Annotated in this window: 20 protein-coding genes; 7 read left to right on the forward strand and 13 right to left on the reverse strand. The window is 69.9% G+C overall.

Going from position 1 to position 22,965, the window contains the following annotated elements:
• A partial coding sequence (locus tag AB0K67_RS37685; RefSeq protein WP_364069926.1) for a transposase occupies positions 1-174 on the reverse strand: 174 nt, incomplete at its 3' end.
• 293 nt (positions 175-467) lie between these two features.
• Between AB0K67_RS37685 and radC the strand changes: the two genes are divergently transcribed.
• Together radC and AB0K67_RS37695 are read left to right on the forward strand one after the other, a co-directional pair.
• Positions 468-1,124 (forward strand): DNA repair protein RadC, encoded by a 657-nt coding sequence (radC, locus tag AB0K67_RS37690; RefSeq protein ID WP_364069723.1) that lies wholly within the window; start codon positions 468-470, stop codon positions 1,122-1,124.
• Positions 1,125-2,525: 1,401 nt separating this feature from the next.
• Complete coding sequence (locus AB0K67_RS37695; RefSeq protein ID WP_364069725.1) at positions 2,526-3,098, forward strand: GntR family transcriptional regulator; 573 nt, start codon at positions 2,526-2,528, stop codon at positions 3,096-3,098.
• Positions 3,099-4,291: 1,193 nt separating this feature from the next.
• Here the strand turns inward: AB0K67_RS37695 and AB0K67_RS37700 are convergent.
• Positions 4,292-5,314, reverse strand: coding sequence for a hypothetical protein (locus tag AB0K67_RS37700; RefSeq protein ID WP_364069727.1), 1,023 nt, complete (start codon positions 5,312-5,314; stop codon positions 4,292-4,294).
• A gap of 353 nt (positions 5,315-5,667) precedes the next feature.
• On the opposite strand from AB0K67_RS37700, the gene AB0K67_RS37705 reads away from it, so the two are divergent.
• From AB0K67_RS37705 to AB0K67_RS37720, 4 genes are all read left to right on the forward strand, one after another.
• On the forward strand, positions 5,668-6,162 hold the full coding sequence (locus AB0K67_RS37705; protein ID WP_364069729.1) for a CGNR zinc finger domain-containing protein: 495 nt from the start codon (positions 5,668-5,670) through the stop codon (positions 6,160-6,162).
• A gap of 164 nt (positions 6,163-6,326) precedes the next feature.
• Positions 6,327-6,815, forward strand: coding sequence for a GNAT family N-acetyltransferase (locus tag AB0K67_RS37710; RefSeq protein WP_364069731.1), 489 nt, complete (start codon positions 6,327-6,329; stop codon positions 6,813-6,815).
• 16 nt (positions 6,816-6,831) lie between these two features.
• Positions 6,832-7,707 (forward strand): 1,4-dihydroxy-2-naphthoate polyprenyltransferase, encoded by an 876-nt coding sequence (locus tag AB0K67_RS37715; protein WP_364069733.1) that lies wholly within the window; start codon positions 6,832-6,834, stop codon positions 7,705-7,707.
• Positions 7,708-8,003: 296 nt separating this feature from the next.
• Positions 8,004-8,717 (forward strand): GAF and ANTAR domain-containing protein, encoded by a 714-nt coding sequence (locus tag AB0K67_RS37720; protein ID WP_364069735.1) that lies wholly within the window; start codon positions 8,004-8,006, stop codon positions 8,715-8,717.
• Between the two features lie 186 nt (positions 8,718-8,903).
• Here the strand turns inward: AB0K67_RS37720 and AB0K67_RS37725 are convergent, their stop codons facing one another.
• From AB0K67_RS37725 to AB0K67_RS37750, 6 genes are all read right to left on the reverse strand, one after another.
• Entirely contained in the window at positions 8,904-9,383 is a 480-nt protein-coding gene (locus AB0K67_RS37725; protein WP_364069737.1) for a GNAT family N-acetyltransferase, read from the reverse strand.
• A 148-nt stretch (positions 9,384-9,531) separates the two neighbouring features.
• The gene (dapB, locus tag AB0K67_RS37730) at positions 9,532-10,269 is read right to left on the reverse strand and encodes a 4-hydroxy-tetrahydrodipicolinate reductase (protein ID WP_364069739.1); all 738 of its coding nucleotides are present in this window, start codon (positions 10,267-10,269) and stop codon (positions 9,532-9,534) included.
• 174 nt (positions 10,270-10,443) lie between these two features.
• Entirely contained in the window at positions 10,444-11,754 is a 1,311-nt protein-coding gene (locus AB0K67_RS37735) for a pitrilysin family protein (protein WP_364069741.1), read from the reverse strand.
• Positions 11,751-14,084, reverse strand: a complete 2,334-nt coding sequence (locus tag AB0K67_RS37740; RefSeq protein ID WP_364069743.1) for a polyribonucleotide nucleotidyltransferase — start codon at positions 14,082-14,084, stop codon at positions 11,751-11,753. Before AB0K67_RS37740 ends, AB0K67_RS37735 begins: the two co-directional genes overlap by 4 nt.
• 291 nt (positions 14,085-14,375) lie before the next feature.
• On the reverse strand, positions 14,376-14,645 hold the full coding sequence (rpsO, locus tag AB0K67_RS37745; RefSeq protein WP_364069745.1) for a 30S ribosomal protein S15: 270 nt from the start codon (positions 14,643-14,645) through the stop codon (positions 14,376-14,378).
• Between the two features lie 200 nt (positions 14,646-14,845).
• Positions 14,846-15,772, reverse strand: a complete 927-nt coding sequence (locus AB0K67_RS37750; protein WP_364069747.1) for a bifunctional riboflavin kinase/FAD synthetase — start codon at positions 15,770-15,772, stop codon at positions 14,846-14,848.
• A gap of 81 nt (positions 15,773-15,853) precedes the next feature.
• Between AB0K67_RS37750 and AB0K67_RS37755 the strand changes: the two genes are divergently transcribed.
• A complete protein-coding gene (locus tag AB0K67_RS37755) occupies positions 15,854-16,873 on the forward strand; it encodes an SAM-dependent methyltransferase (protein WP_364069749.1) in 1,020 nt (339 codons plus the stop codon).
• Between the two features lie 155 nt (positions 16,874-17,028).
• Here AB0K67_RS37755 and truB read toward each other — a convergent pair whose 3' ends face one another.
• The 5 genes from truB to infB all read right to left on the reverse strand — a co-directional run bounded on the left by truB (position 17,029) and on the right by infB (position 22,912).
• Positions 17,029-17,901, reverse strand: coding sequence for a tRNA pseudouridine(55) synthase TruB (gene truB, locus AB0K67_RS37760; RefSeq protein ID WP_364069751.1), 873 nt, complete (start codon positions 17,899-17,901; stop codon positions 17,029-17,031).
• The gene (locus tag AB0K67_RS37765; protein WP_364069753.1) at positions 17,902-18,942 is read right to left on the reverse strand and encodes a DHH family phosphoesterase; all 1,041 of its coding nucleotides are present in this window, start codon (positions 18,940-18,942) and stop codon (positions 17,902-17,904) included. It lies immediately after the preceding gene.
• A complete protein-coding gene (gene rbfA / locus AB0K67_RS37770) occupies positions 18,939-19,415 on the reverse strand; it encodes a 30S ribosome-binding factor RbfA (protein ID WP_364069755.1) in 477 nt (158 codons plus the stop codon). The genes AB0K67_RS37765 and rbfA overlap by 4 nt, the downstream gene beginning before the upstream one ends.
• Positions 19,416-19,453: 38 nt before the next feature.
• Complete coding sequence (locus tag AB0K67_RS37775) at positions 19,454-19,750, reverse strand: DUF503 domain-containing protein (RefSeq protein WP_364069757.1); 297 nt, start codon at positions 19,748-19,750, stop codon at positions 19,454-19,456.
• 117 nt (positions 19,751-19,867) lie between these two features.
• On the reverse strand, positions 19,868-22,912 hold the full coding sequence (infB, locus tag AB0K67_RS37780; protein ID WP_364069759.1) for a translation initiation factor IF-2: 3,045 nt from the start codon (positions 22,910-22,912) through the stop codon (positions 19,868-19,870).
• Positions 22,913-22,965: the final 53 nt, after the last annotated feature.

Raw genomic sequence — 22,965 nt, forward strand, 5'->3', positions numbered from 1 at the left:
GGCTTGGTGCACCCACTGGCGCACCGCCGTCTCGCTCAGGTCGAAGTCCTGGGCCACCGCGCGGATCGAGCGGTCACCCCGCTGACACAACTCGAAGATCTCGGCCTTGAACTCCGGTGTGAACGAGCGGCGAGGACGCGGCTTCTTCTTCCCCATGCTCTCCATCATGGACATCCCTTCGGGGACGAACCCCTGATCTCGGATGTCCGCCAAACCGGATCAAGCCCAGGATTCGGCTTGCCGTTGCACCCCTGAGCGCTCGTCGGTGGAGCGAGGCGTGCGGCGGTCAAACAGGTGGGTGAGCGGGGCAGAAGCGCCGCGGCACCAGCGGCATACGCCCACGCGAGGCCGTGGAAGACGGAAAGTTCGGGATGCGGGAGCCGATCGCTCGGAGCGAAAGCTGCAGGCGAATGCGCAGGTCAGAGATTGTCGGTGGCCGTTGATACAAACGGGGGCGGAGGTTGCCGATGCGAGTCAAAGACCTGTCCAAAGGTGATCGGCCGCGCGAGCGGCTCATGGCCAGCGGTGCCGCTGCGCTGGCCGACCGTGAGCTGCTGGCCGTGCTGCTCGGTTCCGGGTTCCGGGGAGCAAGCGCGCTCGACCTGGCCAGCCAGGTGATCGCGCATTGTGGAGATCTCGATGGCCTGGGCCGTTCGGACCCGCACCGGTTACTCGCGCTGCCTGGGATCGGGCCGGCCAAGGCGGCACGGGTGACGGCGGCCTTCCATCTCGTACGCCGAGCGGAGGCCTGGCCTGAGCGCGAACGCATCACCAGCACGTCCGACCTCGCCCACGCCTGTGCCCCGCTGCTCCACGGCCGTACCCGGGAGCGGCTGGTCATGGTGGCGTGCGACACCGGTGGACGGGTGCTGAAGCGTGCCGTGCTGACCGAGGGCGCGAGCGATCACACGGTGCTGCCCATACGCGAGGTGATCAGGGAGGTGCTGACGGCGGGCGGCGCGGCGTTCGGGCTCGCCCACAACCATCCGGGCGGGTCGCTCGACCCGAGTCCCGAGGATCTGGAGGCCACGGCTCGGCTGCTGGAGGCGGCGGAGACGGTCGGGCTGCGGCTTCTGGATCACGTGATCATCTCGGATGGGGCCTGGAGACGCATTCCGCTATAAAGCCATTTTCCACCGGACGAGGGAGGCGGGATTCCGCAAACGGCATGATCCCGCGTATAGCGTCGAACGCCAGTTTTCCAAGGGATGACCATGAGAACCTAATCCCGCGGGTAGGCCGTTATGGACGTCAGCCGGCCATTACTCGCCTTGGACGTGGCTCCTTGCCCCCTTGAAGTCGCACGGGGCCATGTCCATGGTCCTACGCATGATTCCGGGTGAAGCCCGCGCCTCGTCAGTGGGGTTCGGGCAGGCGCGTCGCCCGGGATCATGCGGGGACGACGCAGGGTGCGTGGGCGACGGCTGCCGTGGGCGTGCCATAGTCAGCGGTCTCCGGTGCGCTAGTACTGGACGAAGGCGCGTACCAGGCACCCATCGCACCCTTGTCACCGGGCGGGTGGCGACCCCGTCCGGTGACACTGCGTTCATCGTCCTCCCTTCACAGGGGCCGCAACGGAAAGTCGGAGTCACCGGTCGGGGAAAGACTTCACCGGAGGCTGTTCACACGGCAGACTGTTGTTGCGGCCATCGCGCTTGTAGTCCTTCGAACTGCGTCTTCGGGGGACCGCGATGGCCGTCACCATTTTTTCGGATCCGGGCTTCTTCTGTACCGGGCTTCTTCCGTACCGGCTTCTTCCTGTGTCGGCTTCTTTGCACCGGCGCTTTATCGCGATCTGCGGGTGAATATCTGGCATGCCGGTGTGCGCCTACCTCCTCGCGAAGTGACAGAACGCGAGCGGCCCTGCATAGCAGGTTGGACTCATGGGTTGCGAATTGCCGCACACTAACCGACGCTTTGCCTCGCCGCACATCTACAGGCCAAACGGACAATTACGAAGCCAGCCGACCATACCGACGGGTCGTGACTCTGTAGCGGACGGCATGGCTGCACCCACTCTTCAGCGGGCGGCTTGTCTGCGTCCACTCTTCAGTGGGCGGCATGGCTGCGCCGCTACAGTTCCGGGCGACGATGCACTGCGAGGTCCCTTGCTGCGGGCGTACTGCCGACCTTCCCGGCCATCGGGCACTGAAGGACTCCGGAACCGCCGTGCACCACACAGAGCGCCCCATTCGGACCGCTGTGCGGTCCGCGGCGGAGAACAGCGCTAAAGACGCGAAATGGCGCGGCTAGGGTGACTCCACGCCAGGTTGCAGAGCATCTTCAGGCGCGGGGCTAGGATTTTTTCCGCTCCGCATCGCGGCGTCCATCAGGCTTCGCCTAGGAACGACGGTGAGCCCACCGTCACGTCCACCAGGGCCTTGGGCTCGAAACAAAGGTGACCTCACCATCACGTCTACCATGCCTTGTCTCGGGAACAAAGCTGACCCCACCGGGGAAATGACGCATAAGCCCCGGTTCCTAATTGGCCTTCCTGCTGCCGTTCCGTTGGATACTCTTGGGGCGTGCTGAATCGCGAGGGCGACAGATATCTCTATCTCCAGATCAGCGAGGTCATCCGGTCGCGCATCATCGCCGAACACTCGCCTGGAGACGTGATTATCAGCGAGGCGGGAATCCAGCGGGAATTCAACGTCGCGCGTACGACGGCACGCAAGGCGATTCGCGTGCTACGCAATCAAGGGCTGGTCCACACCCGGCAAGGGCAGGGCACATTCGTCAGTACACCGGGAGAAATACGACCGGTAAGCCGGAGTATACCGCTTTATCGGTATATCGCCGGAGAAATCCGGGAGCGGATAAAGGGCGGTGAACTGGTCGCCGGGCAACAGATTCCTAGCGAGATCGCGTTGGTGCGAACGTATGGGGCCGCGCGCGAGACCGTACGGCGGGCCATTTCGCTGCTGCGCGACGAAGGGTGGGTGTACAGCGTTCCGTATCGCGGCAGCTTCGTCTGCCAAGAGGAACGGTGGCCGACGACACCCGACCTCCGAGGGCCGGTTAAGGCTGCGAACAAGGCGGCATCGCAGCCATCCGGCAAACACCGCGGCAAGGCGCGGCGGGGCAAGCCGAGCTAACGCGGCACAGGGCAGGGCCGGCACCCCGTACTGATGCGGTGCCGGACGCGACAGGGCGACTTGGGTTGACTTGGGCTAAGGCCACGCAAGGCGCGGCCGGGCAAAGCGCTGCACTGTCAGCGTGGCCTCCCTCCGCTCGCCGTTCCTGTGGCCGCGTGTGGCCTGTCACCCGTGTACTGCTCCTGCGCCTGCCGCTGGTAGACAACCGCTCACTCCGCCCGCAGCTACGCCAAGGGGCACGACTCGCGGACGCTGCGGTGCCCAGGGCGACGAGGGCGAAGGCGCGGTTTGCGGGTGGCCGACCGGGTGACGCGCGCGGCGGGCGCGGTGGGGCACGCAGGGCGCGCGCGGGCGCGCGGGGGTGCACGCAGGGCACGCGCGGGTGCACGCAGGGCACGCGCGGGTGCACGCAGGGCACGGCGCTGCGCGCCCACGACGGGCGACGTTGAGGAATCCGGCTCACAGGCGGTTCGGCGACTACGGTGACGAGGCCGAAGACGCGGTTCGCTGGTGGTCGGCGCACGAGCGTCGCGATCAGGCGTCCACTCCGAGGTGACCGGCGCACGAGCGCCGCGATCAAGCGTCCGCTCCGAGGCGACCGGCGCACCAACACTGCCATCAGGCGTCCACTCCGAGGCGACCGGCGCACCAACACTGCCATCAGGCGTCCGCTCGGAGGTGGGCGGCCGCCCTAGACGGCGAGGAAGGACGGACTCGTGAGCCCTTGATCACCCGAGACGGACACGGCTCGCGATGGTGGGTAGGCGGCGCACGGCAGCAGGACCGAGAAGAGGGCTTGTCGGGTGGCTGGCCGCACGGTTGCTGGGTCCGCAGCGGCGGTGATGTCCCTGGTCACGATGGTGTGGTGATGTGGTGTCCGTCGTGATAGCCGGTGCCGGGACGCCTGGTACGGCGAGACGTCGCACAGCAGTCTGGTGCCGAGCCGGTGCCGCCCGGCTGTCGCGGGCTCGTGGTCGGACAGCATCCAGGCCGGGCAGTATCCGGGCTGGACAGCCCCGCCCAGACGGCAGCCAGTCCAGACAGCGCTCAGGGCGGTCGGCTTCAGGTCGATGAGCGCCCGATCAGTCAGCGGGAGGTACGCGGCTCACCCGGCGCGTCGAGAGTCCGCACGATCGCAGGTCTGGTCCATACGCGGCCATGCTACGAGCCATACGCGGCCATGCTATGAGGCGCTAGAAGACCGGGATGATGTCCTCCGGGTCGACGACGTCCACCTGCACGCCTTCTAGGTCGAGCTCCGGGATGGCGGGGAAGTCGATCCCCCAGCGCTCGACGATGGCGCGTACGTGGGCCATGGCGATCCGCCAGTTCTCGGCCTGCTCCTCGTACGACAGCACCCCTAGCCCGGCCTGCCGGGCGTGGCCCATGAGGACGCGGTGGTTGGGCAGGAAGTACGGCGGGAGCTCCCAGAAGCCCTCAGGGGGCTCCCAGAGGATCATGCTGAGGAAGACGAACCCGGCTCTGAGCTGACGGGTGATGAGGACGCGGGTGTCATCGGTGAGGCCGGGCCACTCGTTCTCCAGGATGGTCATGCAGATCTGGAGGTGGCGGGACTCGTCGCGGCCGATGCGCTGGAACATTTCGCTGAAGACAGGATGGCGGGTGCCCGAGGCCATGCCGCGGAAGAGCGTGGAGGCGGCCATCTCGCCCATCATGAAGCTGGTGAACAGGACCGGCAGGGAGTACCGGCCGACGGCGGCGCTGTAGCCGTTCCAGTAGCGGCCGCCGTTGTGATAGAGCCAGCCGATGTTGTTGTGGGCGGCGGCTTCGAGGTCGTCGGACGGGGTCCAGTCGAGGGGGCCGCCGGGCCACAGGCGGGCGATGGTGCGCTGGCAGCACTCCTCGTGGTTCATCTCGTCGCGGGTGATCGAGAAGAAGCACTTCCTGACCGGGTCCTCTTCGTGTCGCTCGAACGCCTGGATGGTGGCGCGGGCGAAGACGGCGGGGCCGGAGGCGTCGAAGTTGGCGAGCACGGAGAACCAGTACATGATGCCGAGCCGCTGCTCGCGGGTGAACTCGCCGGGGTCCAGGGCGTCCCAGGGCAGGTCGGCGGGGTTCCAGACGACGCGCTTCGACTTCTCGTAGATGGCGGCGAGCTTCTCGGTCTCGACTCGCCATTCCATCGGGTAGATGTTGGGCTGTGGGATGTCCGGCGCCGGCCAGAAGCCGCCGTCCGGGATCGTGAGGTCCGCCATGGTGACACCTTCTCTCCCCTCCTGCCTTTCCCATCCTGAGCGGCGTTATCGCAGGCAGGCATCTCACGCAGGCATCTCACGCAGGCATCGCACACAGCCGACGCAGGCAGTCATCGCACGCATGTCATCGCAGGTAGTCGTCGCGGGCATAGGACGCCGCGCCGCACGTCGGCGTCGCTTCGCCACGACCATCGCGGGCGGTCTCGCGGCCCGGCCTCACGATCACACCGAGAACGTGTGCGGCACCCCACGGTCATCGAAAAGACGCCACGTTCACGACGCCGGCCCACCTGCTGATCATGATGCCCGCTACGCGCAGTAGAGTGACTGACATGCCGTTCTCCACGGAGCTCGTGCGCGACTTCGTGAACACCTTCGACGTCGAAACCCAGGCGGACGAGCTGTCCTCCCCCTCGGAGCTGGCCCTGTGGCTGCGCGAGCGCGGCCTGGCCGGCGCCCACGACCGCGCGACCGACGACGACCTGCGGATCGCTCACGAGCTGCGTGAGGGCCTGCGGGCGGCGCTCAGGCGCGAGGCGGCCGACCTGCCGCAGCTCCCTCTGCGGGTGCTGGTGACTCCGGAGGAGGGTCCGGGTCTGGTTCCGGTGGCGGACGGCGTGCGGGGCGGGCTGGCGCGTATCGCCGCGGCGGTCATGACGGCGTCGTGGGACCGGCTGAAGGTGTGCGCGGAGGGAACGTGCCAGTGGGCGTTCATCGACTCGTCGAAGAACCGTTCCCGCTCGTGGTGTTCCATGAGGGTTTGCGGCAACCGGACCAAGACACGCGCTTACCGGGCGAGGAAGCGGGGTTCGCGTCGTCCTCAAGGGTCAAACACCGATACGGTGTAACTCGTGCCTTGTGGCATGAACGGCAGGCGAAGGAGCGGGCCGAGATGGCAGACGTAGGCGTCCGGGCGGCCCGGCGCGAGGATGTGCTCCAGGTTGCGAACACTCAGATCCGCGCCTGGCGCTATGGCTATCGGGATTTCCTCCCGGAAGGTCCACTCGAGCAGATGACCGGCGCGGCGGCCGAGAAGATGTGGCTGCGCCAGTGGGACGAGGCGATCGCCGCCCCGCCCAGCCCCATGCATCGGGTGCTGGTGGCGGTGGAGACCATCCTCGACACCGAGGGCTTCCCCGCCCTCGGCGCGGGTGGCAGCGCCGCGCTGGTCACTCCTCGTGGTGGTGAACGTGTGGTGGGGCTGGCCTCTCATGCGCCGGCCGAGGACCCCGACCTCGACCCCAGCGTGACGGCCGAGATGCTGACGCTGCTGGTCGATCCCGACTTCGTACGCCGGGGTCATGGCAGCCGCCTGCTCAACGCGACCGTCGACTACCTCAGGGAGGACGGCTTCCGGCAGATCGTCACGTGGGTGTTCGCCGATAATTACGCTGTGCTCGGTTTCCTGGAGTCGGCCGGTTGGGGCGAGGACATGGCCGAGCGCGTGCTCGACATGGGCCGCCCGATCAGGATGATCCGGCTCGCCACCGACATCAGCTAGAGGTTGAGGAACGAACATGGCAACCCCCGGCCAGTGGATCGCCGGCGCACGCCCGCGCACGCTGCCTAACGCGATCGTGCCCGTCATGGTGGGCACCGGCGTGGCGATCGGCGAGGGCGGCTTCGTGTGGTGGCGGGCGGTCCTGGCGCTGTTCGTGGCGCTGTCGCTGCAGATAGGCGTCAACTACGCCAACGACTACAGCGACGGCATCCGCGGCACCGACGACCAGCGGGTCGGCCCGATGCGGCTGGTCGGCTCGCGGGTGGCGCCGCCGAAGCAGGTGCTGGCGGCGGCGCTGGGCTCGTTCGCGGTCGCGGCGGTGCTGGGGCTCGTGCTGGTGCTGGTCACGCAGGCGTGGTGGGTGCTGCTCGTGGGTGCGGCGGCCATCGCGGCTGCCTGGTTCTACACCGGCGGCAAGCATCCGTACGGCTACCGCGGGCTCGGCGAGCTGGCCGTCTTCGTGTTCTTCGGCATCGTGCCGGTGGTGGGCACCGCGTACGTGCAGACCGAGCAGCTGAGCTGGGCGGCGCTGATCGCCTCGATCCCGGTGGGCCTGCTGTCGTGCTCGATGCTGGTGGTCAACAACCTGCGCGACGTCGTCACCGACGGCGAGTCGGGCAAGCGCACGCTGGCGGTGCGGCTGGGCGCCGAGCGCACCCGTACGCTCTACGTGGCCTGCCAGGTCATCCCGTACGTGGTGGCGCTGGCGATGGTGCCGATCACGCCGTGGGCGGCGCTGGCGCTGCTGGCTGCGCCGCTGGCGGCGGCCCCTATCAAGGCGGTGCTGAGGAAGGCCGTGGGTCCTGCGCTCATCACGGTGCTGCAGCAGACGGGCAAGCTGCAGATGGCGTACGGCGCGCTCTTCGCGGTGGGGCTGGCCCTCGTTTTCTGACCGGCGAACCGGCCCGCGGGCGCTCGCCCGGTCATCAAGTCGCCCGGTATCAAGTCGTCCGGTCATCAAGTCGCCGGTCGCTGACCTCGGCGGGCGAGCGACCATTCGGCGGAAGACGGCGGCCCGGCGCGCGTCCTGACGATTGGCCTCGACGAGGCAGGGCAGGCACCGGCCCGCAAGAGCCGGGCTCCATGGGCAACGAGCGGCCACTGCCGAGGTCAGGCGTTTGACTCTCGTAGGGGCGCGTGTGAGCCGTTAGCCTTAGGGCACGAGCACGCCGACGAGCGCGAGGGATCATGGCCGAACGGGCCAGCGTGCCCACCGACATCGAGGAGTTCGAGCGCGCACTCGCCGAGTGCGTGGCCATCGCCAGGCGGGCGATGCCCGACTCCCCCATGCTGAGCATCGTGCTGCGCCGCCCCGGCGAGCTGTCCACGGTGGCCAGCTCCGACGGGCTCGCCGAGCTGCTGGACGGCGTGCAGCGCGCGGCGGGGCAGGGCCCGCTGCTCGACGTGATCGAGGGCGGAGGGCCGGTGACGTCGCTCGACCTGCGGGCCGAGTCGCGCTGGCCGCGGTTCCTGGCGGCGGCCGAGCAGGTGCGCGGGGTGCACTGCGAGCCGCTGGAGTCGCAGGGGGCGCTGCTCGGCGTCCTGACGCTCTACTCGCGCCGTCCCGGCGGGTTCGCCGACGAGACGTGGGTGGCGATGCGCGTGACGGCGGCGCACGTGGGAGTGCTGTTCCGGGCGGCGCTGGACGTGGCCCGCATGCGCGAGGTGGCCGGCCAGCTCAAGGAGGCGCTGACCACCCGGGCGGTGATCGATCAGGCGCTCGGCATCGTCATGGCGCAGCGCCGGTGCACGGCGGGGCAGGCGTTCGAACTGCTCCGGCAGATCTCGCAGGACCGCAACGTCAAGGTGCACCAGATCGCGGCCTCGATCGTGGAGAAGGTGAGCGGCGAGCCGCCCAAGCGCTCCCGCTTCGAAGAGCCGCCCCAACGCGCCCCAGGCTAGCCGGGCAACCCCGCCACGCCCCGGACAACGCGGCGGGCTGAGGAGGCGATGCCCAAGACGGCATGGCAGGCTGAGGAAGCGACGCCCCAGACGCCACCGCACGCTGAGGAAGCGACGCCCTAAACGGCATGGCAGGCTGAGGAGGCGACGCTCTAGACGGCGTAGCGGGCTGAAGAAGCCGCACCTTCAGGTGGCGTGGTGCATGACGACGCGCGGCGCGACCTCGATCCCGAGCTCCCGCTCATGCGCCACCAGCTCCCGCATCTCCGGCCCCCACGCGCCTTCAGGCAGCACGGAGAAGCCGTTGCGGGCGTACCAGAGGGCGTTCCACGGCACGTCCCTGAACGTCGTCAGCGTCACGCCGGGCGCTCCGCAGGCGCGCGCGTGGTCGAGCACGGCCGCCACGAGCCGCCCGCCGATGCCCTGCCGCATGCGCTCGGGACGTACGGCGAGCTGGTCGAGATGGACGTTGCCGTCGACCTGGCCGATGAGCGCGAACCCGGCGGGCGGGGTGCCCTCGACCAGCACCGACCCGGGATCGGTGACCTCTTCGATCATGGTGGTGCCGGGCGGGAACACGATGCCGACCTGCTCGAACAGCCGGTCGGCGGCCAGCTCGATCGGCACCAGTTCTGCCAGCTCGTCCTTCTCAGCCCATCGCACCATGACGACACGTTCTCATGTTTCGGGCGAACCTCGCCGCGCATATTAGGGTTGAAGATCGTAGGCCCGGCTGTGCGGAGCCGGGACCCTCTCCTCACGACGTGCCCACGTCCGCGTGTGCGAGCGTGGGCACGTCGTGTGCAACCGAGCGCTAGAGGTCGAGCAGCGGCTCCAGGCCCACGGTGAGGCCGGGCAGCTCGCGTACGCGGCGCACGCCGAGCAGCACGCCGGGCGTGAACGCGGCCCTGCTCATCGTGTCGTGGCGGATCGTCAGGATTTCGCCGTCGCCGCCGAGCAGCACCTCCTGGTGGGCGATCAGCCCCGACAGGCGCACCGCGTGGACGTGGACGCCACCGACCTCGGCTCCGCGGGAGCCGTCGAGCGCGGTGGTGGTCGCGTCGGGCATCGCCCCCAGCCCGGCCTTGGCGCGCGCCTCGGAGATCAGCTCGGCGGTACGCCGGGCCGTGCCGGACGGCGCGTCGGCCTTGTTGGGGTGGTGCAGCTCGACGATCTCGGCCGACTCGAAGTAGCGGGCGGCCTGCTGCGCGAAGTGCATCATGAGGACGGCGGCGATGCCGAAGTTGGGGGCGATCAGGCAGTTGGTGCCCGGGTTGGCCGCCAGCCACCCGCGTACGGTCTCGAGCCGTTCCTCGGTGAAGCCGGTGGTGCCCACCACCGGGTGGATGCCGTGGCCGATGGCCCATTCGAGGTTGCCCATCACCACGTCGGGATGGGTGAAGTCGACCACCACCTCGGCGCCCGCGAGCTGCTCGATGGAGTCGTCCTTGTCGAGCGCGGCCACCAGCTCCATGTCGCCGGCCGCCTCGACCGCCTTGCACACCTCGACGCCCACACGTCCCCGGGCGCCCAGCACTCCTACCCTGATCACAGAGCGAGCCTATCGTGCCGCCGCCCCGCCGTCGTCGCAGGCGGGGCGGAGGCGGGGCGGACGCGGCGGCGCGCGTCTCAAGCGGATCACAGCCGGCCCGAGCCGGGAGCTCCGCCGAACCCAAGCGGATCACAGCCGGCCCGAGCCGAGAGCTCCGCCGAACCCAAGCGGAGCTCAGCGGATGGCGTAGCTGAAGTCCTTGTCGCCGTACGGGCCGATGACGGCCAGCGTGAGCGGCCGGTTGAGCACGTCGGCGGCGATCTCGGCGATCTCGTCGGGGGTGACGGCGTCGATGCGCGCGAGCACCTCGTCGACCGACATCAGCTCGTCGTAGACCAGCTCGTTCTTGCCGATGCGGGACATCCGCGAGCCGGTGTCCTCAAGGCCGAGCACGAGCCCGCCGCGCATCTGTCCCTTGCCGCGGGCGATCTCGTCGGCGGTGAGCCCCTCGGCCACCACTCTGGAGACCTCGTCGCGGCAGATCTTCAGCACGTCGTCGATTTTGGACGGCAGACAGCCCACGTAGATGCCGAACTGGCCGGTATCGGCGTAGGCCGAGGTGTAGCTGTAGGCGGAGTAGGCCAGGCCGCGCTTCTCCCTGATCTCCTGGAAGAGCCGCGACGACATGCCGCCGCCGAGCGCCGCGTTGAGCACGCCGAGCGCGAACCTGCGGTCGTCGGTGCGCGACAGGCCGGTGGTGCCGAGCACCAGGTTGGCCTGCTCGGTGGGCCGGTCGAGCACCGCGATGCCGGAGCGGGTCTCGGCGCCGGGACCGCTGGTGCGCGGCGGCTCGAACTCGGCGGGGCCGGACAGCGCCCCCGCCCGCTCGTACGCCCTGGCGACCAGCTCGACGACCTCTTCGTGCCGGACGTTGCCCGCCACCGACACGACGGTGCGGCGCGGCCGGTAGAAGCGGTGGTAGTACTCGGCGATGCGCTCACGGCCGAGCGCGTTGATGGACTCGACCGTGCCCAGGATGGGCCGGCCGATCGGCGAGTCGCCGTAGAGGGTGGCGGCGAACTGCTCGTGCACGACGTCGGAGGGGTCGTCGTCGTGCATGGCGATCTCTTCGAGGATCACGCCACGCTCGGACTCGACGTCGTCCTCGGTCACCAGCGAGCTGGTCACGACGTCGGCGAGCACGTCGACCGCGATCGGCAGGTCCTCGTCGAGGACCCGCGCGTAGTAGCAGGTGTACTCCTTGGCGGTGAAGGCGTTGATCTCACCGCCGATCCCCTCGATGGAGGCGGAGATCTCCATGGCGTCGCGCGTGGGGGTGCCCTTGAACAGCAGGTGTTCGAGGAAGTGCGTGGCCCCCATGTGCTCGGGGGCCTCGTCACGCGAGCCGATGCCGACCCACATGCCGACCGCGACGCTCCGCACGGTCGGCATGGTCTCGGTCACCACACGCAGCCCACCCGGGAGGACGGTGCGCCTTACCACCCCGGCTCCGTCCTTGCCGGGGTGCAGCGTGGTCGTGGTCACGAGTTCCGGTCGTCTCCCTCGGAGGAGGAGCTGCTGCGGGTGCGCACGCGGGTGCGGGTGCGGCGCGGCCGCTCCGGCTTGTCCTCGGCGGCCGGGGCGGCGGACGCCTCGTCCGGCTCGGCGGCGCTCTCGGCGGCCTTGGCCTCTCTCTCCGCGGCCTCCTTCTCGATGACCTCGACCGGCACCAGCGAGAGCTTGCCGCGGCCGTCGATCTCGGCGATCTCGACCTGGATCTTCTCGCCGACCGTCATGACGTCCTCGACGTTCTCGATGCGCTTGCCGCCGTGCAGCTTGCGGATCTGCGAGACGTGGAGCAGGCCGTCCTTGCCCGGCATGAGCGAGATGAACGCCCCGAACGCGGCGATCTTGACGACCGTGCCGAGGTAGCGCTCGCCCACCTCGGGCATGTGCGGGTTGGCGATGGCGTTGATCGCCGAACGGGCGGCCTCGGCGGACGGACCGTCGGTGGCACCGATGTAGATGGTGCCGTCGTCCTCGATGGTGATCTCGGCGCCGGTGTCGTCCTGGATCTGGTTGATCATCTTGCCCTTGGGGCCGATGACCTCGCCGATCTTGTCGACCGGGACCTTGATGGTGATGATGCGCGGCGCGGTCGGGTTCATCTCCGCCGGGGAGTCGATCGCCTCCTGCATCACGTCGAGGATCGCCAGGCGGGCGCCCTTGGCCTGCTTGAGCGCGGCGGCCAGCACGTGGGCCGGGATGCCGTCGAGCTTGGTGTCGAGCTGCAGGGCGGTGATGAGGTCCTTGGTGCCGGCGACCTTGAAGTCCATGTCGCCCATGGCGTCTTCCGCGCCCAGGATGTCGGTCAGCGTGACGTAGGTGTCGCCCTCGCCGATCAGGCCCATCGCGATGCCCGCGACCATCTCCTTGAGCGGCACGCCGGCGTCGAGCAGCGACATCGTCGAGGCGCAGACCGAGCCCATCGAGGTGGAGCCGTTGGAGCCGAGCGCCTCCGACACCTGGCGGATCGCGTACGGGAACTCCTCACGCGACGGCAGCACCGGGATCAGCGCCCGCTCGGCCAGCGCGCCGTGACCGATCTCGCGGCGCTTGGGCGAGCCCACCCGGCCGGTCTCACCGGTGGAGTAGGGCGGGAAGTTGTAGTTGTGCATGTAGCGCTTGGTCCGCTCGGGGTTGAGCGTGTCGATGACCTGCTCCATGCGCAGCATGTTGAGCGTGGTGATGCCGAGGATCTGGGTCTCGCCGCGCTCGAACAGCGCCGAGCCGTGCACCCGGGGCACCACGTGGACCTCGGCGGACAGCGCGCGGATGTCCTTGGTGCCGCGGCCGTCGATGCGCACGCCCTCCTTGATGACGCGCTCGCGCATCAGCTTCTTCATCACCGCGCGGAACGCGGCGGAGATCTCCTTCTCGCGGCCCTCGAACTCGGGCAGGAGCTTCTCGGCGGCGAGCGCCTTGACCCGCTCGAGCTCGTTCTCCCGCTCCTGCTTGGCGGCGATGGTCAGCGCGGCGGCCAGCTCGGTCTTGATCGCGGCCTCGACGGCGGCGTAGACGTCGTCCTGGTAGTCGAGGAAGATCGGGTATTCGGCGGTCTCCTTGCCGGCGACCTGCGCGATGCGGGTCTGCGCCTCGCACAGCACCTTGATGAACGGCTTGGCCGCCTCGAGGCCCTGCGCGACCGTCTCCTCGGTCGGGGCGACGGCGCCCTCGGCGACGAGCTTGAGCGTGTCCTTGGTGGACTCGGCCTCGACCATCATGATGGCCACATCGCCGTCGTCGAGCACCCGGCCCGCCACGACCATGTCGAAGGTGGCGCGCTCCAGCTCGTGGTGCGTCGGGAACGCCACCCACTGGCCGTCGATCAGCGCGACCCGCACGCCGCCGATCGGGCCGGAGAAGGGCAGGCCGGCGAGCTGCGTGGACAGCGACGCGGCGTTGATGGCGACCACGTCGTAGAGGTGGTCGGGGTTGAGCGCCATGACGGTGGCGACGACCTGCACCTCGTTGCGCAGGCCCTTGACGAACGACGGGCGCAGCGGCCGGTCGATCAGCCGGCAGGTGAGGATCGCGTCCTCGGAGGGACGGCCCTCGCGGCGGAAGAACGAGCCGGGGATGCGGCCCGCGGCGTACATGCGCTCTTCGACGTCGACCGTCAGCGGGAAGAAGTCGAACTGGTCCTTCGGCGTCTTGGACGCGGTGGTCGCGGACAGGACCATGGTCTCGTTGTCGAGATAGGCGACGGCGGATCCCGCCGCTTGACGCGCGAGCCGACCGGTCTCGAACCGGATCGTGCGCGTGCCGAATGAGCCGTTGTCTATGACGGCTTCAGCAGTGTGGACACCCTCCACGGGGGACCTCCTTGTGGGTCGGTCACCCGCGCCCTTCTCACCGGCACCCTCGTTAGGTGCAGCGCCGGTCTTCGATCGAAGCGCCCGGATAAGTGCGTTCTCACCGGAAGCCACTACCGAGGACCGGCCCGCAGGCGTCGCGGGTCGCATGGTGCTGAGCGGACGCGGGGGCTGTGTGTCTCTGATCTTCAGTTGTACGTCAGGCGCGGGGCGGTTTTCACGCCGCCACGCGCCCTCCTTGGGTCCTACCCCATATGAGAAGGGAGCGGCGCAGGCCGCTCCCTCGTCATGTTATCGGCGCAGACCCAGCCGCTCGATGAGCGAACGGTAGCGCTGGATGTCGACCTTCTGCAGGTACTTCAGCAGGCGACGCCGGCGACCCACCAGAAGCAGCAGACCACGACGGCTGTGGTGGTCGTGCTTGTGCGTCTTGAGGTGCTCGGTGAGCTCGCTGATGCGCTTGCTGAGCAGCGCGATCTGCACCTCGGGCGACCCGGTGTCGCCCTCGCTCGTCGCGTACTCTTCGATGATGCTCTTCTTGGTAGCGGTGTCGAGGGACACGGCTCTCCTTCGGATCTACGGGCACGCGCGAATGAAAGGGAAGCGCGAACGACCGTGCGTGCCTACAGCCGCCGCGTGAAGGCCGTCATGGGCAGCGCACAGCGCCGCCGGTACAGAGCCGACATGCAAGGTTACCACCTTGCGTCGAGTGCACGAGGCGGTCGTGTCCGAGTCGAGATGCGCCCTGCGCGGGCGGCTCGTCAGCTCGTCAGGCGTCGCGTGGCCTCCACATCGGCGTGAATCTGCGCGATGAGCGCGTCGATCGAGTCGAAGCGGGTGTTGCCGCGCAGCCGGTCGGCGAACTCGACCGCCACGTGGGCACCGTACAGCTCCAGATCGTCCCGGTCCAAAGCGTACGCCTCGACCGTGCGCGGCACCCCCTCGAACGTCGGATTCGTCCCGATCGAGATGGCGGCGGGCCAGCGCTCGCCGTCGTAGAGCGCGGGCAGGTTGTTCACCGGCACGCACTGCAGCCAGCCGGCGTAGACGCCGTCGGCGGGGATCGCGGTGTGCGGCGGCGTCTCGACGTTGGCCGTGGGGAAGCCGAGCTGACGGCCGCGCTGGTAGCCGCGTACGACCACGCCTTCCACCCGGTGCGGGCGGCCCAGCCCGGCCGCGGCGCCGGCCACGTCTCCTGCCGCGATCCGCTCGCGGATCGAGGTGGACGAGATGTCGTCGATCCTGGGCACGCTCTCCACCTCGAAGTCGTATTTGTCGCCCAGCGTACGCAGCGTCTCCACGTCGCCCGCGGCCCCGTGGCCGAAGCGGAAGTCGGCCCCCACCACCACGACCGCGGCCCGCAGCCGCTCCGCCAGGATCTTCTGCGCGAACTCGGCCGGAGTCCAGCGCGACAGGTCGTAGGTGAACTCGACGGTCTCGACCGCGTCGGCCCCCAGCCCGGCCAGCAGCTCGGCGCGACGGCGCGCGCTGGTCAGCCGCTGTGGATGCGTGCCCGGCCGCACGACCTCGGCGGGATGCGGCTCGAACGTCACCACCACGCTGCGCAGGCCGCGCTCCCGCGCGATGGCGACGGCCCGCCCGGCCACCTTCTGGTGCCCGAGGTGGACCCCGTCGTACACGCCGACGGTCACCACAGACCTTTCCGAACCCTGCACGCCAGGCCCCATTCGCTCGTCCCCGGATCAACCGTACAAGCGTGCCACGCGCCCCGGCGTTCCCTCCAATCGAGGGGGCTATCATCGGGCATCATGCCTCGTTACGCGCTCCTGATCCTGCCTGCTTTCAACCGGGTCTACGGAGAGAGCTCCATCCGGCTCACCCGCAACGAGCTGGCCGTCTTCAGCGCGCGCGCCCTCGGAGGCGAGGTGACGGCGAGCGAGGAGACGCGCATCGGCGGCGTCCCCTACGTCACGTTCGAGACCGCGCGCCCGCTCACCGACGACGACATCGGGCTGCTGTCCAACCTCTCCTCCGTCTACGCCGTCTTCGGCGTCGAGGACGACCTGCTCAGGCCGCTCACCGTGCGGCCGCGCGACCGGCTCAGCAGCGACCTGCTCACCATCCAGAAGTACGCCGGCAAGACCAACGAGCACTTCACCAAGCTGCTGCTCAACGTCACCGCGCTGGCGGGCGACAAGGGGCTGGGCGACGGGCTCACCGTGTTCGACCCGCTGTGCGGCCGCGGCACCACGCTCAACCAGGCCCTCATGTACGGCTACGACGCGGCCGGCCTCGACGTCGACGGCAAGGACTTCGAGGCCTACACCGGCTTCATCAAGACGTGGCTGCGCAACAAGCGGCTCAAGCACACTGCCGAGGTGGTGCCGGTGCGGCGTGACCGGGCGCTGGTCGGGCGGCGGCTCGACATCGCGTTCGGGCTGTCGAAGGAGGCGTACAAGCGCGGTGACGTGCAGCGCCTGACCGTGGTGAACGCCGACACGCTCAAGAGCCGCGAGTTCTTCAAGCCGCGCTCGTTCGACGTGGTGGCGACCGACGCCCCGTACGGCGTGCAGCACGGCAGCAAGGGCGGCGGCGGGCTGTCCCGCAGTCCCCTTGAGCTGCTCGGGCGGGCGGTGCCGATCTGGGCCGAGCTGCTGCGGCCGGGCGGCGCGATGGGCATCGCGTGGAACACCTACGGCGGCAAGAGCGACGAGCTCGCCCGCATCCTGACCGGCGCGGGGCTCGAGGTGATGGACTACCCCGACTTCGAGCACTGGGTGGACCAGGCGATCGTCCGCGACATCATCGTCGCCCGCAAGCCCCGCTGACCTGCTCGGGAGGGGCGGGGCTCCGCCCTTTCGAGCGAGCGCAACCGGCTTCGGGCGAGATCCCGCCGGCTTCAGGCGCAACCGGCTTCGGGCACAGTCGGCTCTGGCACGATCCGCTTCGGGCGCAACCGGTTTCGGGCGCGCTCGGCCGGGGGTCAGCCGGCGAAGACGGCGAGCGGCCTGGCGGCGCCGCCCTTCTCCTCCACCAGCGCGAGCAGCTCGCCATCCGGCCCGAACACGCCGATCGGCCCATCGCCGAGCCCGGCGGCCGGCAGCCGCCCGCCATGGGCGACCAGGCGCGCCTCCTCGGCTGTGACGTCGCGGCGCGGGAAGGCCGCGGCGACCGCCTCGCCGATGGGCAGGACCTCGCAGTGCTCGGCGAGCCGGTCGATGGTCTTGGCCATCGACAGGTCGTACGGGCCGACGCGGGTGCGGCGCAGCGCGGTGAGGTGCCCGCCGACGCCGAGCGCGGCGCCGAGGTCGCGGGCCAGCGAGCGGATGTAGGTGCCGCTGGAGCAGACCACGACGGCGTCGACGTCCACGACGTCGCCCTCCGGCCGGATGTCGAGCACGTCGAACGAGCTCACGGTGATGGGCCGGGCCGCGAGCTCGACCTCCTCGCCCGCCCGCGCCTTCTTGTAGGCGCGCTGGCCGTTCACCTTGATGGCGCTGACCTGCGGCGGGACCTGCATGATGGCGCCGGTGAGCGCTTCGACGCCCTTGCCTATCTCGGCCTCGCCGACCCCGGCGGCCGACGCCGTGGCGGTGACCTCGCCCTCGGCGTCGTCGGTGTTGGTGCTCACGCCGAGCCGGATCGTGGCGCGGTATTCCTTCTCGGTCAGCATGAGGTGACCGAGCAGCCTGGTCGCCTTCTCCACACCGAGCACCAGCACGCCGGTCGCCATCGGGTCGAGCGTGCCCGCGTGCCCCACCCTGCGGGTGCCGGCGATGCGCCGCATCTTGGCCACCACGTCGTGGGAGGTCCAATCTGCCGGCTTGTCGACGATGATCAGACCGCTCTCGGCCATTCAGGTAACCTTCCGCAGCTCGCGACGGAACTTCGTCATGGTCTCCTCGACGGTGTCATAGGAGGTGAACCCGGCCGCGTTGTGGTGGCCGCCGCCGCCGAGCGCCGCGCAGACCGCGGCCACGTCCACGGCGCCCTTCGACCGGGTGGACACCTGCCAGTCGCCGTAGTCGTCCTCCTTGAGCACGACGGCGACCTGTGCCTCGTCGGTACGGCGGACGACGTCGATGATGCCTTCGAGCTCGGAGTACGGCAGCCCGTACGCGGCCCGGTCCACCCGGGTCACGTACGTCCACACCATGTCACCCTCCAGCGACACCCGCTCCAGCGCGTTGGCCAGCACCTTGAGATAGCCGAACGGGGAGCGGTCCCACAGCTCGCGGGCGATCTCGTCGGTGCGCAGCCCGGTGGCCACGAGCCTGGCCGCCATCTGGTGCACGGCCGGTGTGGTCGAGGAGTACCGGAACGATCCGGTGTCGGTGACGAGGCCGGCGTACAGGCAGGTGGCGATGTCGCGGTCGAGCCGCCCGCCGAGCCGGTAGACGAGCTGCTCGGCGAGCATGGCGGTGGCCGCGGCGTCGGCGTCGATGAGGTCGAGCGAGCCGAACCCGGAGTTGGAGGGGTGGTGATCGACCACGATCACCTCGCGCGCCGAGGCCGCGTTGGCGCCGAGCAGCCCGATCCGCTCGAACGTCGAGCAGTCGAAGACGATCATCAGGTCGGGCGCGGCGGGGTAGTCGTCCGGCGCGACCAGCATCTCCTGGCCGGGCAGGAAGCGCAGCAGCCGCGGCACCGCGAAGTGCCGGTCGCCGAACGAGGCCACCACCCGCTTGCCCATCGAGCGCAGCACGAACGCGACCGCCAGCATCGAGCCCAGGGCGTCGCCGTCGGGCGTCACGTGGCAGGCCAGCGCGACCTCGTCGGCCTCCCCGATGAGCCGCAGCGCGCGATCCCACGACTCCTCGGGTATGGGACAGCCGTCGGACGGACGCCGCTCGAGGCGAGGCGGGCGCTCGGTCCTGTCGCGAACGTCGGGCGTCACGCCTGGTCGTCCCTGCCGCTCACGCTCTGCGCGTCCGCTTCGAGATCCTCCTCGTCGTCGGGCTTGCGGTAGGGGTCGGCGTCGCCGGCGTAGGAGGCGTTCCGGGCCTGCCGCGCCACCTCGGCGTCGCGCGCGCGGGCGGCGGTGATGAGGTCGTCGAGGTGGCGGGCGCTGTCGGGCAGGGGGTCGTGCTTGAACGTCAGCGTCGGTGCGAACCGCACCCCGGTCTGGCGGCCCACCTCGGAGCGGATGATGCCCTTGGCGCTTTCGAGAGCGGCGGCGCTGTCGGCGCGCTCGGCCTCGGAGCCGAACACCGTGTAGAACACCGTCGCGTCGCGCAGGTCGGCGGTGACGCGCGTGTCGGTCACGGTCACGAAGCCCAGACGCGGATCCTTGATCCGACGCTCCAGCATCTCGGCGACGATCTGCTGGATGCGGTCGGCGAGCTTGCGCGCTCGTGCGGCATCCACCATGTTCGCTCCCCCTCACGCACGACCTGGCGTGCAGTCGTTCAATCTTCGTCGGTGAAGAGCCGCTGCCGGGCCGACAGCAGCTCGATCTCGGGGCGGAAGGCCACCATGCGTTCGCAGGCGTCCAGCAGCTCCTTGCAGTTACCCGCGGAGGCGGAAACCACCGCGACGCCGACCTCCGCTCTGCGGTGCAGGTCGAGATGACCGGTCTCAGCAACCGCGATGCTGGGGTAACGGCGCTGCAGCTCGGCTATGAGCGGACGCACGACGGAGCGCTTCTGCTTCAGCGACCTGACGTCGCCGAGCAGGATGTCCAGGGTCAAGGAACCCACATACATGGTCGGCAACCACCGCTTGGCCTGTGGTCAGCGCACGACCGGCCTGCTGCGGTGGGGACCAGGCCAGGGCGTGCGAGAGGCGCCCGGCGGATGTCCCGCCGGGCGCCCGGCCACGCGTCACACGCGCGGCTTCTCCCGCATCTCGTACGTCTCGATCACGTCGTCGACCCTGATGTCGTTGTAGCCGACACCGATACCGCACTCGAAGCCCTCGCGGACCTCGGTCGCGTCATCCTTGAAGCGACGCAGCGACGAGACGGTCAGGTTGTCCGCCACGACGACGCCGTCGCGGATGACCCTGGCCTTGCTGTTGCGGATGATCGCGCCGGAGCGGACGATCGCACCCGCGACGTTGCCGATCCGCGGCACCTTGAAGATCTCGCGGACCTCCGCGGTGCCGAGCTGGACCTCTTCGTACTCGGGCTTGAGCATGCCCTTGAGGGCCGCCTCGATCTCTTCGATCGCCTGGTAGATGACCGAGTAGTAGCGGATGTCGACGCCCTCGCGCTCGGCCAGGTCGCGCGCCCGGGGCTCGGGGCGGACGTTGAAGCCGATGATGACCGCGTTGTCGTCGGCCACCGCCAGGTTGACGTCGTACTCGGTGATGGCGCCGACCGCGCGGTGCAGGACTCGCAGCCTGACCTCGTCGCCGACGTCGATCTTGAGCAGGGCGTCTTCCAGGGCCTCGACCGAACCGGACACGTCACCCTTGATGATGAGCTTGAGCTCGTCGACACGACCCTTCTCGAGGTCGCTGAACAGCTCTTCGAGGGTGCGGCGGCGGCTCGACTTCGCCATGTCGGCGCTGCGCTTGCGCGCCGCGCGCTGCTGGGCGATCTGCCGGGCCATGCGGTCGTCGCCGACCACGATGAAGTTGTCGCCGGCGCTCGGCACCGCCGTCAGACCCATCACCAGGACCGGACGCGACGGCGCGGCCTCCTCGACCGGCTCGCCGTTGTCGTCGAGCATCGCGCGGACGCGGCCGAAGGCCTCACCGCACACGATCGAGTCGCCCACGCGCAGCGTGCCGCGCTGGACCAGGACGGTCGCGACGGGACCGCGGCCCTTGTCGAGGTGGGCCTCGATCGCGATGCCCTGAGCGTCCATCTTCGGGTTGGCGCGCAGGTCGAGCTCGGCGTCGGCGGTCAGCAGGATGGCCTCGAGGAGGTCGTCGATGCCCGTGCCGTTCTTCGCCGAGATGTCGACGAAGAGCGTCGAGCCACCGTACTCCTCGGCCACCAGGCCGTACTCGGTGAGCTGGGCCCTGACCTTGTTGGGGTCGGCGCCCTCCTTGTCGATCTTGTTGACCGCCACCACGACCGGGACCTCGGCGGCCTGGGCGTGGTTGAGCGCCTCGATCGTCTGCGGCTTCACACCGTCGTCGGCCGCGACCACCAGCACCGCGATGTCGGTCGACTTCGCGCCTCGGGCACGCATGGCGGTGAACGCCTCGTGACCCGGGGTGTCGATGAAGGTGATCTTGCGGTCTTCGCCCTCGTGGTGCGTCGACACCTGGTAAGCGCCGATGTGCTGGGTGATGCCACCCGCCTCGCGCGCCACCACGTTGGTCTTGCGGATGGCGTCGAGCAGCTTGGTCTTACCGTGGTCGACGTGACCCATGACGGTCACCACCGGCGGACGCGGAGCCAGGTCGGCCTCGTCGCCTTCGTCCTCACCGAACTCGATGTCGAAGGACTCGAGCAGCTCGCGGTCCTCCTCCTCGGGGCTGACGACCTGGACGTTGTAGTCCAGCTCGGCACCGAGAAGCTGGAGCGTCTCCTCGTTGACCGACTGCGTCGCGGTCACCATCTCGCCCAGGTGCAGCATGATCTGCACGAGCGAGGCCGGGTTCGCCCCGATGCGGTCGGCGAAGTCGGACAGCGACGCACCGCGCGGCAGGCGGATCGTCGCGCCGTTGCCGCGAGCGACCTGCACACCGCCGATCGCCGGCGCCGACATGTTGTCGAACTCCTGGCGCCTCTGACGCTTGGACTTACGGCCACGCGCGGGACGGCCGCCGGGACGCCCGAAGGCTCCCGCGGTGCCGCCGCCACGGCCACGACCGCCGCCACCGGGACGACCGCCGAAGCCACCGGGGCCGCCCGCACCCGTGCGCTGACCGGCGCCACCCGGGCGACCGGCGAAACCGCCGCCGCCACCGGGACGACCGCCGCCACCGCCGGGACGGCCACCGCCGCCACCTGGACGACCGCCGCCGCCGCCGGGACGACCGCCACCCGGAGGGGTGGGCCGGCCCTGCGGCATCATCATCGGGTTGGGACGCGGACCACCGGGACGGGGACCGCCCGCACCGGCGCCGGGACCCGGACGCGGACCGCCGGGCGGCGGACCGGGACGCGGACCGGGCGTCGGCCTGGCCTCGCCGCTGCGGCTCTGCGGCGGACGCGGAATCGCGCCGCCCTGCGCCGGACCGTCACGACGGTCGCGCTGACCGCCGCCGCCACCGCGGTTGTCGCCGGGACGCGGCGGCCGGGGCTGGCCCATGCCGCTGGCGTTGGACGAGAACGGGTTGTTACCGGGACGCGGGCCGCGCGGACCCGGCTTCGGCACCGGGCCGGGACGCGGAGCGCCACCGGCGGGCGCGCCAGGACGCGGCGCCTGCGTGGAACCGCCGCCGGCGGGACCCGGACGGGGCCCAGGGCCGGGCTTGGGCCCGGGACGCGCGGCAGGACCGGGACGCGGGCCCGGCGTCGGACGAGCGGGCGCGCCGCTCTCGAAACGTGCCTGAGGAGCCCCAGAGGTCTCGCCGCGCGCCGCCTCCGGCTGCTGCTGCGGCTGCTGATGGGGCATGGGGACCGGCGGGCGCGGCTGAGCGCCCACGGGGCCCGGCCGCGGACCGGGCTTGGGCCCAGGACGCGGCGGAGCAGGAACAGGCGCCTGCCCGGCGCCGTTACCGGCCTGGCCTTCCGCCGGCCGGGGCGCAGCCTTCGGCGGCTGCGGCTTGTTGGACGGCTGACCGCCGCCACGAGAGGGGCCACCCTTGGATTGCCCCAGCGCTTCGGTGAGCCTGCGGACCACCGGCGCCTCGATGGTCGAGGACGCCGATCGGACGAACTCTCCCATCTCTTGGAGCTTGGCCATGACGACCTTGCTCTCTACGCCGAACTCCTTAGCGAGCTCGTATACCCGGACCTTCGCCACTGCACTCCCTTACTCGGCCCGGGAGGCTGGCTATGCCGTCCGGACCGTCGCTA

This window comes from Nonomuraea sp. NPDC052634 (assembly GCF_040678535.1).
Classification (GTDB): Bacteria; Actinomycetota; Actinomycetes; order Streptosporangiales; family Streptosporangiaceae; genus Nonomuraea; species Nonomuraea fastidiosa.

Excerpts from the sequence above, each read along its gene's own strand:
- AB0K67_RS37715 (WP_364069733.1), top strand. The coding sequence starts at position 6,832 with ATGGCAACCCCCGGCCAGTGGATCGCCGGCGCACGCCCGCGCACGCTG.
- AB0K67_RS37775 (WP_364069757.1), bottom strand. The coding sequence starts at position 19,750 with ATGTATGTGGGTTCCTTGACCCTGGACATCCTGCTCGGCGACGTCAGG.
- AB0K67_RS37700 (WP_364069727.1), bottom strand. The coding sequence starts at position 5,314 with ATGGCGGACCTCACGATCCCGGACGGCGGCTTCTGGCCGGCGCCGGAC.
- truB (WP_364069751.1), bottom strand. The coding sequence starts at position 17,901 with ATGGCCGAGAGCGGTCTGATCATCGTCGACAAGCCGGCAGATTGGACC.
- AB0K67_RS37720 (WP_364069735.1), top strand. The coding sequence starts at position 8,004 with ATGGCCGAACGGGCCAGCGTGCCCACCGACATCGAGGAGTTCGAGCGC.
- AB0K67_RS37710 (WP_364069731.1), top strand. The coding sequence starts at position 6,327 with ATGACCGGCGCGGCGGCCGAGAAGATGTGGCTGCGCCAGTGGGACGAG.
- AB0K67_RS37755 (WP_364069749.1), top strand. The coding sequence starts at position 15,854 with ATGCCTCGTTACGCGCTCCTGATCCTGCCTGCTTTCAACCGGGTCTAC.
- rbfA (WP_364069755.1), bottom strand. The coding sequence starts at position 19,415 with ATGGTGGATGCCGCACGAGCGCGCAAGCTCGCCGACCGCATCCAGCAG.
- AB0K67_RS37750 (WP_364069747.1), bottom strand. The coding sequence starts at position 15,772 with ATGGGGCCTGGCGTGCAGGGTTCGGAAAGGTCTGTGGTGACCGTCGGC.
- radC (WP_364069723.1), top strand. The coding sequence starts at position 468 with ATGCGAGTCAAAGACCTGTCCAAAGGTGATCGGCCGCGCGAGCGGCTC.
- AB0K67_RS37725 (WP_364069737.1), bottom strand. The coding sequence starts at position 9,383 with ATGGTGCGATGGGCTGAGAAGGACGAGCTGGCAGAACTGGTGCCGATC.